The organism is Macrococcus equipercicus, from assembly GCF_004359525.2.
Taxonomy (GTDB): Bacteria; Bacillota; Bacilli; order Staphylococcales; family Staphylococcaceae; genus Macrococcus; species Macrococcus equipercicus.
In genome coordinates this window covers 151,936-167,179 of the sequence record NZ_SCWC02000003.1, presented here as the reverse complement: position 1 = coordinate 167,179, position 15,244 = coordinate 151,936, and the positions used below count along the sequence as shown (strand labels likewise).

Annotated in this window: 17 protein-coding genes; 9 read left to right on the top strand and 8 right to left on the bottom strand. The window is 43.2% G+C overall.

Going from position 1 to position 15,244, the window contains the following annotated elements; genetic code table 11:
* Positions 1-129: 129 nt before the first annotated feature.
* Entirely contained in the window at positions 130-1,278 is a 1,149-nt protein-coding gene (locus tag ERX35_RS05955; protein WP_149459011.1) for a zinc-dependent alcohol dehydrogenase, read from the bottom strand.
* 179 nt (positions 1,279-1,457) lie between these two features.
* Between ERX35_RS05955 and modA the strand changes: the two genes are divergently transcribed.
* Both modA and modB read left to right on the top strand, forming a co-directional pair.
* Positions 1,458-2,180, top strand: coding sequence for a molybdate ABC transporter substrate-binding protein (gene modA, locus ERX35_RS05950; RefSeq protein ID WP_425463257.1), 723 nt, complete (start codon positions 1,458-1,460; stop codon positions 2,178-2,180).
* Positions 2,161-2,838, top strand: a complete 678-nt coding sequence (gene modB / locus ERX35_RS05945) for a molybdate ABC transporter permease subunit (protein WP_149459010.1) — start codon at positions 2,161-2,163, stop codon at positions 2,836-2,838. Before modA ends, modB begins: the two co-directional genes overlap by 20 nt.
* Positions 2,839-2,873: 35 nt before the next feature.
* On the opposite strand, the gene ERX35_RS05940 is transcribed toward modB, so the two are convergent.
* The gene (locus tag ERX35_RS05940) at positions 2,874-3,758 is read right to left on the bottom strand and encodes an SDR family oxidoreductase (protein ID WP_149459009.1); all 885 of its coding nucleotides are present in this window, start codon (positions 3,756-3,758) and stop codon (positions 2,874-2,876) included.
* 179 nt (positions 3,759-3,937) lie between these two features.
* Here ERX35_RS05940 and deoD point away from each other — a divergent pair, with 179 nt between their 5' ends.
* Positions 3,938-4,654, top strand: coding sequence for a purine-nucleoside phosphorylase (deoD, locus tag ERX35_RS05935; RefSeq protein ID WP_149459008.1), 717 nt, complete (start codon positions 3,938-3,940; stop codon positions 4,652-4,654).
* A gap of 52 nt (positions 4,655-4,706) precedes the next feature.
* Here deoD and ERX35_RS05930 read toward each other — a convergent pair whose 3' ends face one another.
* The gene (locus tag ERX35_RS05930; RefSeq protein WP_149459007.1) at positions 4,707-5,030 is read right to left on the bottom strand and encodes a PH domain-containing protein; all 324 of its coding nucleotides are present in this window, start codon (positions 5,028-5,030) and stop codon (positions 4,707-4,709) included.
* A gap of 208 nt (positions 5,031-5,238) precedes the next feature.
* Between ERX35_RS05930 and ERX35_RS05925 the strand changes: the two genes are divergently transcribed.
* Complete coding sequence (locus ERX35_RS05925) at positions 5,239-5,844, top strand: DedA family protein (RefSeq protein WP_149459006.1); 606 nt, start codon at positions 5,239-5,241, stop codon at positions 5,842-5,844.
* Between the two features lie 13 nt (positions 5,845-5,857).
* The gene (locus ERX35_RS05920; protein ID WP_149459005.1) at positions 5,858-7,045 is read left to right on the top strand and encodes an NAD(P)/FAD-dependent oxidoreductase; all 1,188 of its coding nucleotides are present in this window, start codon (positions 5,858-5,860) and stop codon (positions 7,043-7,045) included.
* 66 nt (positions 7,046-7,111) lie between these two features.
* Here ERX35_RS05920 and ERX35_RS05915 read toward each other — a convergent pair whose 3' ends face one another.
* The gene (locus ERX35_RS05915) at positions 7,112-9,112 is read right to left on the bottom strand and encodes a catalase (protein WP_149459004.1); all 2,001 of its coding nucleotides are present in this window, start codon (positions 9,110-9,112) and stop codon (positions 7,112-7,114) included.
* 325 nt (positions 9,113-9,437) lie between these two features.
* On the opposite strand from ERX35_RS05915, the gene ERX35_RS05910 reads away from it, so the two are divergent.
* Positions 9,438-10,217: a TerC family protein gene (locus ERX35_RS05910; protein ID WP_149459003.1), complete on the top strand. Its 780-nt coding sequence runs from the start codon at positions 9,438-9,440 to the stop codon at positions 10,215-10,217.
* An 84-nt stretch (positions 10,218-10,301) separates the two neighbouring features.
* Here the strand turns inward: ERX35_RS05910 and ERX35_RS05905 are convergent, their stop codons facing one another.
* Positions 10,302-10,631 (bottom strand): hypothetical protein, encoded by a 330-nt coding sequence (locus ERX35_RS05905; RefSeq protein WP_149459002.1) that lies wholly within the window; start codon positions 10,629-10,631, stop codon positions 10,302-10,304.
* Positions 10,624-11,424 carry a hypothetical protein gene (locus tag ERX35_RS05900; protein ID WP_149459001.1) on the bottom strand — a complete coding sequence of 267 codons (801 nt, stop codon included), beginning with the start codon at positions 11,422-11,424 and terminating at the stop codon, positions 10,624-10,626. The genes ERX35_RS05905 and ERX35_RS05900 overlap by 8 nt, the downstream gene beginning before the upstream one ends.
* A 142-nt stretch (positions 11,425-11,566) precedes the next feature.
* On the opposite strand from ERX35_RS05900, the gene ERX35_RS05895 reads away from it, so the two are divergent.
* The 3 genes from ERX35_RS05895 to ERX35_RS05885 are packed head-to-tail and all read left to right on the top strand — an operon-like array spanning position 11,567 to position 13,412.
* Complete coding sequence (locus ERX35_RS05895; RefSeq protein WP_170234563.1) at positions 11,567-12,145, top strand: TetR/AcrR family transcriptional regulator; 579 nt, start codon at positions 11,567-11,569, stop codon at positions 12,143-12,145.
* Positions 12,146-12,150: 5 nt separating this feature from the next.
* Entirely contained in the window at positions 12,151-13,044 is an 894-nt protein-coding gene (locus ERX35_RS05890; RefSeq protein WP_149458999.1) for a TIGR01777 family oxidoreductase, read from the top strand.
* Positions 13,041-13,412 carry a YbgA family protein gene (locus ERX35_RS05885; RefSeq protein WP_149458998.1) on the top strand — a complete coding sequence of 124 codons (372 nt, stop codon included), beginning with the start codon at positions 13,041-13,043 and terminating at the stop codon, positions 13,410-13,412. The genes ERX35_RS05890 and ERX35_RS05885 overlap by 4 nt, the downstream gene beginning before the upstream one ends.
* On the opposite strand, the gene ERX35_RS11420 is transcribed toward ERX35_RS05885, so the two are convergent.
* Both ERX35_RS11420 and ERX35_RS05880 read right to left on the bottom strand, forming a co-directional pair.
* Positions 13,396-13,569 carry a hypothetical protein gene (locus ERX35_RS11420; protein ID WP_170234562.1) on the bottom strand — a complete coding sequence of 58 codons (174 nt, stop codon included), beginning with the start codon at positions 13,567-13,569 and terminating at the stop codon, positions 13,396-13,398. The two genes, ERX35_RS05885 and ERX35_RS11420, sit on opposite strands and share 17 nt — an antisense overlap.
* A 60-nt stretch (positions 13,570-13,629) precedes the next feature.
* Positions 13,630-15,123: an FAD-dependent oxidoreductase gene (locus tag ERX35_RS05880; RefSeq protein WP_149458997.1), complete on the bottom strand. Its 1,494-nt coding sequence runs from the start codon at positions 15,121-15,123 to the stop codon at positions 13,630-13,632.
* Positions 15,124-15,244 lie beyond the last annotated feature (121 nt).

The window sequence follows — 15,244 nt, the reverse complement described above, 5'->3', positions numbered from 1 at the left end:
TTCATTATACTAACAACCTTATTATATTATGTATCATCTCTCGTCACTATAATGCAGTAAAACGCCTCGGTCTGCCTTCAAGAACATACTGTCCTAAAGGCAGACCAAGGCGTTAAATTAACTCATCACTTATGGTTTCAAGACGACTTTGATGTTATTGTCTTTCTTCTTATCAAAGATGTCATAAGCTTCTGCTGCGTCATCCAGTGACATTGTGTGCGTAATGATATCTGTCGGGTCAAAGACGCCGTCACGAATCATCTCATATAATTTCGGCATTAAGTGGATCACTGGTGCCTGTCCGGTCTTCACCTGGACATTACGGTTGAAGATCAGCGGTAACGGGAAGTTAGCAGCAGGCGTTGCATAAACACCGGTCAACTGAATCGTACCGAATTTACGAACAGCTTCTGCTGCTGTTTCAATCGGACTGATTGTACCGCGCTGCGGCGTCACTAAATTAGTCGCACGTTCGGTAATCGTTACTTGACCATCCATCCCTACACAGTCAATGACAACATCAGCACCGCCTTTAGTTTCTTCGCGGAGCAGCTTGCCGACTTCCTTCTCTTTATCGAAGTTGACGACTTCAACTGGATTTGTTCTGATGGCATGTTCAAGACGATGCTCTACATTATCTACACCAATGACGCGCTCAGCGCCTTTTAGCTTGGCGAATTTCTGCGCCATCAGACCGATTGGCCCACAGCCGAGAATAATAACTGTATCACCTGGTTTCACACCGGCATTTTCTACGCTCCAGTAAGCTGTCGGCACAACGTCTGATAAGAAGAGCACCTGCTCATCTTTCATATCGCTGTCCGGTACTATAAAGGAGGAGAAGTCAGCGAAAGGCACTCTCAAATACTCTGCCTGTCCGCCCCAGTGGTTACCATGCATTTTACCGAAACCGAATAAGCCGCCGTTATCCATCTTCCAGTTTGCCTGTTCTTGATTTGAGTTATCACACTGTGATTCCATTTCATTCACACAGTAGAAACATTCACCGCAGCCAATGTTGAAAGGAATAACAACACGGTCACCTTTTTTCAGCTTCGTCACTTCGCTGCCGACTTCTTCAACAATTCCCATCGGCTCATGACCGATGACAAATCCAGGATCCATCATTAAATCACCTTGGTGATATAAGTGTAAATCTGAACCACAAATACCAGTTGCTGTAATTTTAATAATCGCATCTGTCGGTGCTTCAATGATCGGGTCTTTAACTTGTTTCACTTCCATTTTCTTTTTACCTTGGAAAGTTACTGCTCTCATATTCATAACACCCCTTTTGTAATTTTTAACACTAGTTATTAATAACCTTTTTACTCTCAGTTAAACCCTGCCGCTTATAAAACCAATATAAGGTTCATGTATTATTCATCTTTATTTATATGAAACTATTGTATACTGGACAAAAGATAGGAGGAATACACTTGAAATATTTACTGACCATGATCTGCTTGATTATGCTTGCCGGCTGCGGCCATCAGCCCGTCAAAAAAACAACTATCACTGTATCTGCTGCTGCCAGTTTAAAAGACGCACTCGGTGATATTAAGAAAAATTATGAGAAAATACATCCCAATATCAATATCGTCTATAACTTTGGTGCCTCAGGAACGCTGAGCAATCAAATTCAGGCGGGTGCACCTGCTGATCTGTTTTTCTCAGCTTCTACTAAAGACATGACTAAATTAACAGCAGGCGGCGACATCAAACAAGAAGATAGTACACCGCTATTAAAAAACCGGCTGGTCATCATCTCCAGCAAAAAACTGACCTCTCCTGCAGATTTAACGGATTCAGCGGTCAACAAAATTGCTGTCGGTACTCCTGAAACGGTACCTGCCGGCATGTATGCTAAGTCCGCTCTGACTCATCTTCATCTCTGGTCGCAGCTTCAACCGAAAATTGTCTATACAAAAGACGTGCGGCAAGTGCTCACTTATGTGGAGTCCGGAAATGTAGATGCTGGAATTGTTTATTTAACCGATGCACTCACTTCAAAGTCAGCGCGGTTAACACTTGCTGATAATCTTCATGAGCCGATTGTTTATCCGCTCGGCATCGTTCGGGCAACGAAGCATCGACAGGCAGCACATGACTTCTATCAGTATATGCAGTCCGCCCACTCCAAAAAGGTATATCAATCGTATGGATTTACTGTTCAGTGAAGAATTTTTTTCTCCCATCGTCATTTCACTGAAAGTGGCATGTACAGCGACACTGCTCAGCTTTCTCATCGGCATTATGCTCGCTTTCACGCTGTCTAAACAAACATTTCCAGGGAAATCATTTGTGGAGACTGTCATTATGCTGCCTATGGTACTGCCGCCTACTGTCGTCGGCTTCCTGCTGCTCTACTTGTTCGGACGCTATGGCATTCTCGGCCAGTGGATATATTCGCTCTTTAATACTACAATGTTATTCAGTATTTACGCAGCGATTATCGCTTCGACTGTTGTTGCGGTGCCCTTGATGTATCAGTCCCTTAAAATCGGCATCGACAATGTCAGCAGCGATGTCCTGGAGGCTGCACAATTAGACGGTGCTAATAGTATCGTAATCTTCAAGTCTATCATCATGCCTTTATCAAAGAATGCACTGCTTACCGGTATTTTGTTTGCGTTCGCGAGAGCCCTTGGTGAGTTCGGTGCCACTCTTATTTTCGCGGGCAATATACCTGGAATCACCCAGACATTACCGACAGCAATTTATGTAGCGATTGAAAACAACGAACTGCTGCTTGCAGGCATATGGGTGGCGATGATGGTTTTATTATCCTTTGTTTTAATGCTTATCATTCAGATGATCAGAAAAGATGCGCAATAAAAAAAGCTGGGACTTAAAGTTCCAGCTTTTCTTTATTAGTTGATTTCTACGCCGCCTGTCACGCCGTATACTTGTCCAGTCACATAGCTTGCATTGTCAGAAGCAAGGAAAACATAGACATCAGACAATTCAACCGGCTGACCTGCACGCTGCAGCGTTACTTTTTGACCGAATTCCGGAATTTTCTCCTGCGGCTGTCCGCCTGTAATCTGCAGTGCTGTCCATATTGGGCCTGGTGCTACTGAGTTCACACGAATACCTTTTTCACCGAGCTGAGAAGCCAGTGACTTAGTGATAGAGACAATCGCCGTCTTTGTCGCTGCATAATCCAGCAAGTTTTTGCTTGGATTGTAAGCCTGTACGGAAGACGTTGTGATAATCGCTGCCCCTTTATCCAGATGTGGAAGTGCAGCCTGCACTGTCCATACTAACGAAAAGACGTTCGTCTCAAATGTTGAACGTAACTGCTGAGTCGATAAATCTTCTACTTTGTCGACAGCTGTCTGCTCACCTGCGACACTACATAAAATATCAAGGCCGCCTAATTCTTTAACGGCTGTTTCGACCATTTCTTTATTGAAATCTTCATTGCGCAAGTCACCCGGGATTAATACGGCCTTTTGTCCAGCCGCTTCAATGACAGTTTTCACTTCCTGTGCATCTGCTTCTTCTGCAGGGAGATAGTTGATGGCGACATCTGCGCCTTCTTTAGCGTAAGCAATAGCTGCTGCACGACCGATACCAGAGTCTCCTCCAGTAACCAGTGCACGTTTACCTTTTAGCTTGCCTGTTCCTGTATAAGATTCTTCGCCGCAGTCAGGGACCGGTGTCATTTTCTGCTGAAGACCTGGTGCTTCCTGTTCCTGCTTCTTGAATTTACCTGGGTAATGTTTAGTTAACGGATCTTGATTGTTGCTCATCTGCAATCACTCCAATATTTAATATGATTTACTTTAATAGTTATTGCACAAATTGAAGATTTTAAACATCCAGGTTTCACTGGTCAATGATTATACCTTATGATCTTTTTTTGAAATCTCTTATATAGTTATATATACTAAAGTTGAAATGAAAAATCATTCATTAAAGGAGAATCATCATGACTCAATCTACACCACATATTAAACCTGAAAACAATCCAATCGCTGAAACAATCCTTTTACCAGGCGATCCGCTGCGTGCAAAATTTATCGCGGACACTTATTTAGAAGACGTTGTCCAGTTCAACGAAGTACGTAATATGTTCGGTTATACAGGAACTTACAAAGGCAAAAAAATCTCTGTCATGGGGACAGGGATGGGTATTCCATCTATCGGTATTTACTCTTATGAACTGATTCACACGTTCGGCGTTAAAAATTTGATCCGTGTCGGTTCATGCGGTGCGATGCAGGAAGGCATCAATGTCTATGACGTCATTATCGCGCAAGGTGCATCAACTGACTCTAACTACGTGGCACAGTATGGTCTACCGGGTCACTTTGCACCGATTGCTGACTACAGCCTGCTTGCCCGCGCTAAACAATTAGCAGACGAAAAAGGAGTACCAAACCATGTCGGTAACGTATTGTCATCTGACATTTTCTACAATGCGAATACAGAAGCAACTGATAAATGGCGTTCTATGGGCATTCTTGCTGTTGAGATGGAATCAGCAGGTCTCTACATGAATGCAGCTTATGCCGGCGGAGATGTAAAAGCATTAGGCATTTTCACAGTAAGTGACCATTTATTGACTCATGAAGCAACAACACCTGAAGAGCGCCAGACATCATTCACTAAAATGATGGAAATCGCTCTGGAAATTGTAGAATAAGATGTATTAATCAGAGAACGCCCCAACATAATCACTGGGGCGTTCTTATCTTTTAGTTACCAATTTGTGCGTTCACGTAATCAGCAAACACTTGTGCCGTACCATTACCGATGTCTCTCATCTTAATCTTCCCGACTGAAAACTCGACAGTGACAGCATCATCTTCAACTTCGACACTTTTAATCTCATCATAGCTCATAACGCGCTGATAAGGCTGGCCGTTCATATCTACAACCATAAAGAACCGCTTGTTAGTCGGCATATATTCTCCGGGAAATTCTGTCTGATTCCCCATTTTGAATTCTATCGTCCCCACTACGCCGGGTCCTCTTTTTTCGGATGGGCTCAGTTCATTCTCATTAAATAGTTCTGACATTTTGAATCCTCCTTTAGTTATCATATTTCTATACCCTTTACTCAAGAAATTATAGCAGAATTAACAATCGATGTAGTCATTATATGATAGAAGTCATCTCTACTGCTCAAATGAGTTTTGTGTCTTTTTTTTGTTATTTTAGCACGGTATGTAAATAACATATTTTTCAGGGTAATGGATAGTCATACACTTTTTAAGGAGTTAATTGATGCAGCAATGGATTACAGCAGTAATGGAGCAGTTTGGTTACTTCGGTGTGTTTTTGTTAATATTACTTGAAAATGTCTTTCCTCCGATTCCCTCTGAAGTCATTTTGACGTTCGGCGGGTTCATGGTAACTAAGTCACACGGCCTCTCCTACATCGGTATGCTGACTGCTTCGACACTCGGAGCACTAGCCGGCGCTGTGCTGCTTTATTACGTAGGAAAAGTACTCGGTCTGCAGCGTATCGAACGTCTTGTCGAACGCTACGGCAGAATTCTGCGCTTAACAACTGCGGACGTCCGCCGAGCTGACAGCTGGTTCTCAAAGTATGGCGGCATCACTGTGTTTCTCTGCCGCTTCGTCCCTGTTGTGCGCAGCTTGATTTCTATTCCCGCCGGCATGAATCATATGAAGCTTATACCGTTTATTATTTATTCAGCACTTGGTACACTCATCTGGAACGGTGCTCTCATTTATTCAGGTGTCCGACTCGGTGAGAACTGGGAACAGCTGCTTCATCTGTTTGATACGTATTCTCATGTATTATATGTCGTCATCGGGATAATGATTATGATCAGCATCGTCTATTTAAGAAAACGCAAATTGTAAAGGAGGAAACAGCATGAAACAGCATTATAAAGTAGTGATATTAGGTGGCGGGTCAGGCGGCATCGCTGTCGCAAGCCGTCTCGCTAAAAAAGTAAGTTTAAAGAATAAAATACTGATTATCGACCATGCAGATTACCATGCTTTTCAGCCGTCCTGGCCGCTAGTAGGCAGCGGGGCAGAAAAGAAAGAGCATACCCGTAAAAAGATGCGCCGGGTCGTGCCGCATGGTGCTGAGTTCATGCAGCATAAAGTCAGCCGGATTCAGCCGATTGAACGCCTAGTGACATTAGACCATGGTCAAACAGTTAGTTATGACTTTCTTGTTGTGGCATTAGGTATACAGCTGGATTTCGACCAAATAGAAGGCCTCACTGAGACACTCGGAAAGAATAATGTCTGCACCAATTATCTTTACGACTATGTGGACTACACATATGACACATTACGCCATGTAACAGCCGGCAACGTCATTGCAACGAAACCCAATTCACCTATTAAAGGTGGCGTTGCTCCTGAAAATTCATTATTCACGTTCCACGATTTCTTCCATAAGCAGGGTGTTCGCGATGTTAAACTGATGCTCCGCTCCGGCAATCATACATTATTTCCTGTCGAGAAATACCGTGATACACTTATCGAACTGTTCACACAAAAACAGATAGATTATACGCTGAATGACGAACTGGTGAAAGTTGATGGTCCACGGCAGACGGCTACTTTCTTTAATTATCAAAATAGGACTACAACAGAAGTCCCGTTCTCCATGCTGTTAGTGACGCCGCCGATGAGTGCACCTGACATCATTAAAGAATCAACTCTGGCAGATGAGGCGGGCTGGCTTGATGTGAACCCTTTTACACTGCAGCACGTCAGACATCAGAATATATTTGGTATCGGTGACTGCACGAATCTACCGACTGTCAAGATGGGTGCGGCCGTCAGAAAGCAGGCTCACATTCTTCCTAAAAACCTTATTTCACAGATGAAAGGAAGAAAACTGAAAGCCCACTACACAGGTATGACAGCCTGTCCGATTGCGACAGAGTACGGCGAGGCAATCATGGCTGAGTTTGACTATAGTCTGAAGCCGAAAGAAACGCTGCCGTTTAATCAAGCGAGAAACAGTAAATTTCTTTATTTATTCAAGAAACGGTTATTACCTATCATGTACTGGTATGGCATGTTAAAAGGCCGCAGCTGAACTCAATTAACGCTAAAAAACACTCGAGCATTAATGCTCGAGTGTTTTAATAATGAAATTACTTCATTACAGCTGACGATCCCAGTGACGCTGCACGACTAACTGGTTCAAGTACTCAGCAGGTGTACTTACTTCTATGATACCCGGCTGACCTTTCTTAACAGAAGTTGTGTCAATTAACGGTGCCACTCTATCGGTAAAACCGATAGTTTTATAATGACGATTCGCTGCTTCAATATAGTCTTTCAATGGTGGAGCAAGTGGTGACACTGCATCAAGTACAAGCAGCCCATCAAACAACGTGGAGTGCACCGTCTCAAATGTTTCAGTGACTTTAACGCCTTCTGACAGTTTCAGCGGACGGTCAGCGATCAACTTATAGTTCACTTTATTCGCTGCGAACTCTTTAATAAATGTTTCAATCTGCACGACATCTGTATTTTCTGTCACAACGACTGCAACTGACAGCGTATCTAATTTCTTAATCGTATTTTCCATGCTGACAGCAGGAGATGCTTTATCAGATTTCACTTCTTCATCAGCAGCCGGCACTTCAGCACCGACGCGAATCGCTACTTCTTCAGCCAGCTTCTTATCTACTTTGTTCAAATTGTTGACGGCGTTTTGTTTAACAAAATCCAGCTTACATTTACCAATTTCAAAACTGAAGCCATCTATCATATGCTGACGTTCTGGTTCGGTCAAACTGTTCAAGAACATCTTCGCCTGTGAATAAAAGTCTGTAAAGCTGTCACTTCTCGCACGTACTTTATGCGCGTCAATGCGTTCATGGTAGCTCTCAAATCCTCCTTCTTCAACGGGCGTCGTATGTGGATTATTATTGTTGATTCCATTATTATGATAACTTGTCATGCCTCTATGAATCTGATGCTGGTGCAGCCCGTCACGCTGGTTGTTCGCAAATGGACAAATCGGTGCATTAATCGGTATCTGGTGGAAGTTCGGACCTCCGAGACGTAAAATCTGCGTATCAGTATAAGAGAACAGACGTCCTTGTAATAATGGATCGTTACTGAAGTCAATACCTGGTACAACGTGCGCCGGACTGAACATAACCTGCTCCGTTTCAGCAAATACGTTATCGACGTTACGGTTTAACGTCAACTTACCGACACGCTGCACCGGCACTTCTTCCTCCGGCCAGATCTTTGTCGGGTCAAGAATATCAAAGTCAAAATTGAACTCGTCTTCTTCAGCAATCAGCTGGACACCAAACTCCCATTCAGGATAGTCACCTTTTTCGATTGCTTCATATAAATCTTCACGGTTAAAGTCGATATTTTTACCGGCAATAATCTGTGCTTCATCCCATACTAAAGAATGCGTCCCTAATAACGGTTTCCAGTGAAATTTCACGAAATGTGATTTGCCTTCTTTATTGACGAAACGGAATGTATTAACGCCGAACCCTTCCATTGTCCGGAAACTTTTCGGAAGTGCCCGGTCACTCATCGTCCACATCGCCATATGCGTAGCTTCCGGATTCTGGGCAAAGAAATCCCAGAATGTATCATGAGCCGTACCCGCCTGCGGAATTTCGTTATGAGGCTCTGGTTTAGCTGCATGGATTAAATCAGGGAACTTGATTGCGTCCTGAATAAAGAAGACAGGAATGTTATTGCCCACTAAATCATAGTTTCCTTCTTCAGTGTAAAATTTCGTTGCGAAACCTCGTACGTCGCGTACTGTTTCAGGGGAGCCTTTAGATCCCGCTACTGTAGAGAAACGAACAAAGACCGGTGTTTTTTTAGTTGTATCATTCAAAAATTTAGCTTTTGTATATTTTTCAAGTGATTCATATAATTCAAATTCACCATGTGCACCAAAGCCACGTGCGTGGACAATTCTTTCCGGAATACGCTCATGATCGAAATGCGTCATTTTTTCTCTGAAATGAAAATCTTCTAATAAAGTGGGACCACGTTCTCCTGCTTTCAACGAGAATTCATCTTCTGCCATTTTAAGCCCTTGATTAGTCGTTAAGGCGGCATCTTGAGTCGTATCAACTGTTACTGATTCTAACTGTCTATCTTTGTCATTAGTCATTAATAATGTTCTCCTTCGATTATTAGTTTTTTAGTTTCATTTCATATCTTTAAAAGTCTACTTCATTTCTACCCTTTAGCCGAAATGAAAAACATGACGCAATGCTCTTTTTTAATTGGCTGTTGTCTGCTATAATTATATTAAATGAATACCTGAGACTTATGTCGAAGGGGAGTAGCTCATAAGGAACATCACCTTGTATCATTCCGTCATTACGAAGCATCTGCTTCCGGGATTATAGAACTTACGTTCAGCGAGACCTTTGCCAATCTTTTTTGGCATGGGTCTTTTTATGTTCATTAATCAATGAATAAGGAGTGTTACTATGGATCCGAGTATCATTATTTCCTACGCATGGGTCATTTTAGTTCTAGTATTACTTGAAGGGCTGCTGGCAGCAGACAACGCTATCGTTATGGCAGTGATGGTCAAACACCTGCCGGAAAAAGAGCGTAAGCGCGCATTGTTCTACGGCTTAGTCGGCGCCTTCATCTTCAGGCTGGCTTCACTATTTATGATCACACTACTCGTGCACATCTGGCAGGTCCAGGCATTGGGTGCAGCGTACCTGCTGTTTATGTCAGTTAAAAACTTATACGCCTACTTCAGAAAAAAGCATCATCCTGATGACGTCCATACACCGGACATCGCAGAAGAACAGGAATTACCGAAAGGCAGCGGCTTCTGGCTGACCGTGCTGAAAGTAGAACTGGCTGACATTGCTTTTGCTATCGATTCAATGCTTGCTGCTATCGCCATTGCGGTCACACTGCCGGAAATCGGCGGCCAGATCGGCGGCATTAATGCCGGTCAGTTTGCTGTCATGTTTATCGGTGGTATGCTCGGCGTCATCTTAATGCGTTTTGCAGCCACTTACTTCGTCAAAGTGCTGGAACAGTATCCTGGTCTTGAGGCAGCGGCTTTTGCTATTGTCGGCTGGATTGGTATTAAATTAGTTGTACTTGTACTCGCTCATGACAAAATCCACATCTTACCTCATGCATTTCCGCATTCATGGCAGTGGCAGGTCATCTTCTGGGCTGTGCTGCTCGGTATACTGGCAGTCGGTATTATCACAAGCAGACGCCATAAAACGTTATCTTAAGTCATCTTCTACTCTTCATTAAAATTTTCTATATCAAAAACCGGACGCGTTATCCCGTCCGGTTTTTGATGTTTGATTGTGTAGTCATGTTAATGTAATAAAATATTTGTCTGTTTCATCATCATAGACGATGTCCAGTCCTGCAATCTGCTGGTTCATTGGAACGGGTGTGAGCGGCTGCTTTGAATCTGTCATAATTAATGCACGGATGAACGGATAATGATGTTCAAAAGATAGACTATAGCTGGCGTTCGGTTCATCGAGCACGCGCCGTATCGGCTTTATGATCTCGTTATCAATGTTCGAAGAATCTGCAAGTTCAGGGTCTAAATATTGGAACACTCGACTTCTGTCGCCGCTTAAGCTCGCTTGTATGACGTCTTCAACTAACGCTTCTACTCTATCTTTATTCATTCTTTATCTCCTCCCGCTCCATTAATCGTCGCTCACATGAAATTCTATACATATCATGCCTTAACTTTATTATTTCATCGTCTTCGAGCGGCTTGAGATGCGCCCCTGTCTGCAAAACATCAAAATAAGGAATGACTTCATCAGTTCGCTCTTCAAGGTGAACCGTACCAATCTGTTCAATCACTGCATCTCTTCTAATGCGCTCGATGGAAGCAGGTTTGTCGTAATATTCTGCAAATAATAATATATCGTTACCAATATATTTCACGTGAAACCTGACATAATCGTGCTGTTCAGTTGCAAAGTAATGCAGGTTACTGTATTTCCTGTTGCTGCGATAAGTAATCAATGGGAAATGAAGAAAAAATTTGCCGAGGTGACGATGAAAATGTTCTGTCTGTAATATTTTACGCCAGAGGTTCAGCTTGACCTGCCAATCTAGTTCTTCTTTCAGTGCTACTGCATAAGTTCCTAAATTTACTATTGAATCTGCTTTAACCCATGGGAAATAGGGAAAGGTTACAAAGACAAGATTAACTGCTCCCTTTTTTCCAGTGAAATGAAGCGAGAGACCTTTTATCGACACAGTCCAGGCAGGATACTTAGTGCTGGGCGGCGCATCAGAGAGTCTGACGAATGCATGCGTCATATCACCTAATAACTTTCTGCCAGCGTCATTGAGCTGAACTGCTGCCCGGTAGCTGCGCCCTCTTGCATGAGCTCTTTTTTTACCTTTATCTGTAACGCCGAGCCGTTCTATCGACCGGATGACGTTGAATGCCTTATTTTCCATTTGACAGTCCTCCCCTGCTACAAAGTTATACCCGTTCAACAGCTAAAACATCAATATTAAAAATATTTTATTATTTCCAGCAATAGAGTAAAATTTAACTAAAAGCTTACGGATGAGCCTCAGAAAGGAATACACTATGACATTGAGCAACAAACCTTTCCACAAAACACGGCAACTTCTCATCGATGTCATGAGCGATTTACTGCGCGTTGCGTCGATTGAAGACATTACTATTAAAGTACTGGTTCAGCAGGCAGGCATCACCCGTTCTACTTTCTATACATATTATCAAGATAAATATGCACTGTTCGAAGATTTAATTGATCAATGCACCCGCCAGATTTACTATGCTCTTAGATATGTACCCGCTCGTGTCACACCTTCCCAAGTCAGAAAAAGTGTATATGACAATATTTGGCAAGTACTTTCTACGTTGTACAGCAATAAGCATATCTTTACTCAGATCGGCCCCGACATACGCACTCGTATGCTTGAAAAGGAAATTCACGCATTTAAGCCTGTGTTATTGCAGCAATTGAACCATTTGGACATCGACCCTAAGATGAATAAAGACATCTTCGTCGCTTTCTATTTATCAGGTATCATTTCCGCCTATCAGCACTGGATCACCACTGATTATGCCATGCCTATTGAAGAATTATGCGAACAGCTTACTAACTTATCGATGACTTTCTATACAGAATACTTAACTAAGGAGTGATTTCTATGTCTAAAACAGCAGTTATTTCTGGAGGAAGCGGTCTTGTAGGACGAGCGCTCACTGAAAAGCTCATTGCTCATCATTTTCATGTCGTCATCCTGTCACGTTCCAATCATCCCAATGAAGCACACATCTCCTATATCAACTGGTCGAAAGACGGCTGGACGCAGCAGATGCCAAAAGCAGATTTGATCATCAATTTAGCCGGTGCTTCGTTAAGTAAACGCTGGACAAAGACATACAAAAAAGATATTTTAAAAAGCCGGCTCGAATCTACAAAAAAACTGCACGATTATCTTGAGCAGTCAGGTGACAAGCCTTACTTCATCAATGCGAGTGCTGTCGGCTATTATCCGACAGCAAAGCGGCTGACATTCACAGAGAAAGATGTCTTCACACCTCATAACTTCCTGTCAGATGTTGTCTGTCAGTGGGAAGAAGAAGCTTGTCAAATTAAAGCGCTCGGTATCGATACGGCAAGATGCCGCTTTGGTGTCATTTTGTCACAGCAGGGCGGTGCGCTGCCGGTCATGGCGAAACCTTATCAATTCGGTGCAGGAGGCCGGATTGCTGACGGCAGACAAGTGTTGTCATGGATTCATATTGACGACTTGACAGAGGGTATACTCTATAGTTACAACGCGCGGTTAACGGGGATACTCAACTTCACTGCACCGAATCCTGTGACTCAAAACGAATTCGGTCGTGAACTCGGCAAAGCGCTGCACCGGCCGCACTGGACAATCGTTCCTAAACCTGTCATGAACGCTATTCTCGGCGACCAGGCAGTCATGGTCACTGAAGGACAGCGTGTACTGCCGGCAAGATTACTGGAGGCAGGATTTACGTTTAAATATCCTGATATTCAGTCAGCGCTGCAGGAGGTTTATTCACGATGACAGCTGAACGTCAGCAGCTGGAAAAATACTGGCGGGAAGAAAAATACACCGTCATGTATCACAGTCAGAAAAGTTACGAAGCCATACGGACGCTCTTAAAAGGTCAACCGAGCTACGAGGCGCTGGATGCTATGATCAAAGCAGCAAAAAATATAACACCGACGCCTGGCTCCAAAATGAACGCTTATCAGCATGTCTGGGGTTACTTTAAACGTCAGGCATCTTCTGAAGAGAAAGCGAAGGCGCTGCAACTGATGGAAGACCTTGAACGATGTGAGCAGGAACTTAAGGAACACTTGTCTACACTCGCACAAAAATATGCTGTCCAGTATTTACTGGACAGCACATTACTTAAAGATAACGCTTGATCAATTCTTCTACTTCGTGTTTCCAGAAGAATCGTTCGAGCTTATTTTTATGGACGACCTGCAGGAGGTCGTTTGTCAGCCAGAGTGACAATACATGCGGCGGTACACCCATGTCATATATTTCTCTCGCTGTGACAAATGCTTCCCGATGTGACATACTACTTTCTTTCCTCCTAGAGATATAATATCCTATGTCTTGACGCGCGCAGCTTCTATTTTACTGCTGTTTCAAATCAACTGATGCCGGGCCGTGCAGCACTTTACCGTCACAGTCAAACCGTGAACCATGACAGGCACAGTCCCATGTTTTTTCACCGTTATTAAAACTTAGCACACAGCCCATATGTGTACAGAACGGACTAACAGCATGTTCTGTACCTTCGTCATCTTTATATACAGCTTCAAAGCGGCCGTCATGCAGAAAGATTCCTGCTTCATCTTCTTTAAGTGCTTCTCGGTCTGTCCGGTAGTCTTTAATCGCTTTACCCTGTCCTCTTATCGCATTAACTGCCTTTTTAGCGGTAGCCTTCGCTTGACTGCCGATTGTATCAATTCTTCCCGGCTGCAGCAGCTCTTCATATTTGTTCGGCTGACCCATTAATAAATCACGCAGCACGACACTCCCGACTGCAGAAGTTGCAATGCCGAACTTATTGAAGCCTGTAATAATAAAAATATGGTCATCGCTTTTACTGTAGCGGCCGATCAACGGCATTTTGTCCTGCGTCATCATATCTTGCGCTGACCACTGATCAGCAATATCATGTGCGTTAAAGAGGTGTTCAGCATCATAAGCCAGTCGCTCATAACATAGTTTGACGTCATCCTTAGCACCTGCCACATGGTTTTCACCACCGATTAATAAGCCGATACCATCTTCTGTTATATAATGGCGCAATGAACGCTCCGGCATATCAGCGACCTGGAACATGGCATAAGGGATTGGCGTATAATCTTTGGCGGCTACAATGTAAGAGCGCTCAATCTCAAGATGCAGCAGTAAATTATGCTTTAGGTTGGCAATCGGATAATGCGTAGCACAGATCAACTGATTGAATGCCACTTCCATACCATTTTCAGTTTCAACCGTATTGCCGTCTATTTTTTTGACCATCGTTTCTTCATAAAATGTGACACCGAGTTCTACACAGACATCGACCATAGCAGCAAGAAACTTCAATGGATGAAACTGCGCCTGATCAAACATCTCAAGGCCCATCGTCGTTTCAAATGGCAGACCCATATCTTTTTCGTGCAGCGTCCCGTTGATACCGAGCTGCTGATAAGCTTTGTATTCTTTTTTTATTTTCTTTTCACTCTCACCGATAGTGACTTGAATACTTGATAACGTCTCCATATCACAGTCGATATCATACTGATCCGCTAAATTTCTAAGAATTTCAATACCGTCACACTGTGATTCGTAAAATAACCGCGCTTCTTTTTCACCGCGCTGTTTAATATAATCCTGATACTGCAGATGATGCTGCGCTGTAATTTTAGCTGTTGTTCCTGCTGTCGTCACTTGAGCAAGCCGCTGCCCTTCAAGCACGGTAACTTCCCGTCCTGCTTTAGCGAGTTGATAAGCAGCAAGAATACCCGCAATACCACCACCGACGACCAGTACATCTGCCTGTAAATCTTGAGAGAGCTGCGGGAACTGTGTAAAAGTCGATGATTTCGTCCAGTACGATACGTTTTCTTTTCTCACATCTTTTCCTCCTTCATTCTGTTTCTTAGCCTATACCCCTATTGAAGAAAGTTAGCAGAAAAAAAAACGATTTTCCTCTAGCAGAAAATCGTTTTAAAAGTTTATTAGGCTGATAGTATTC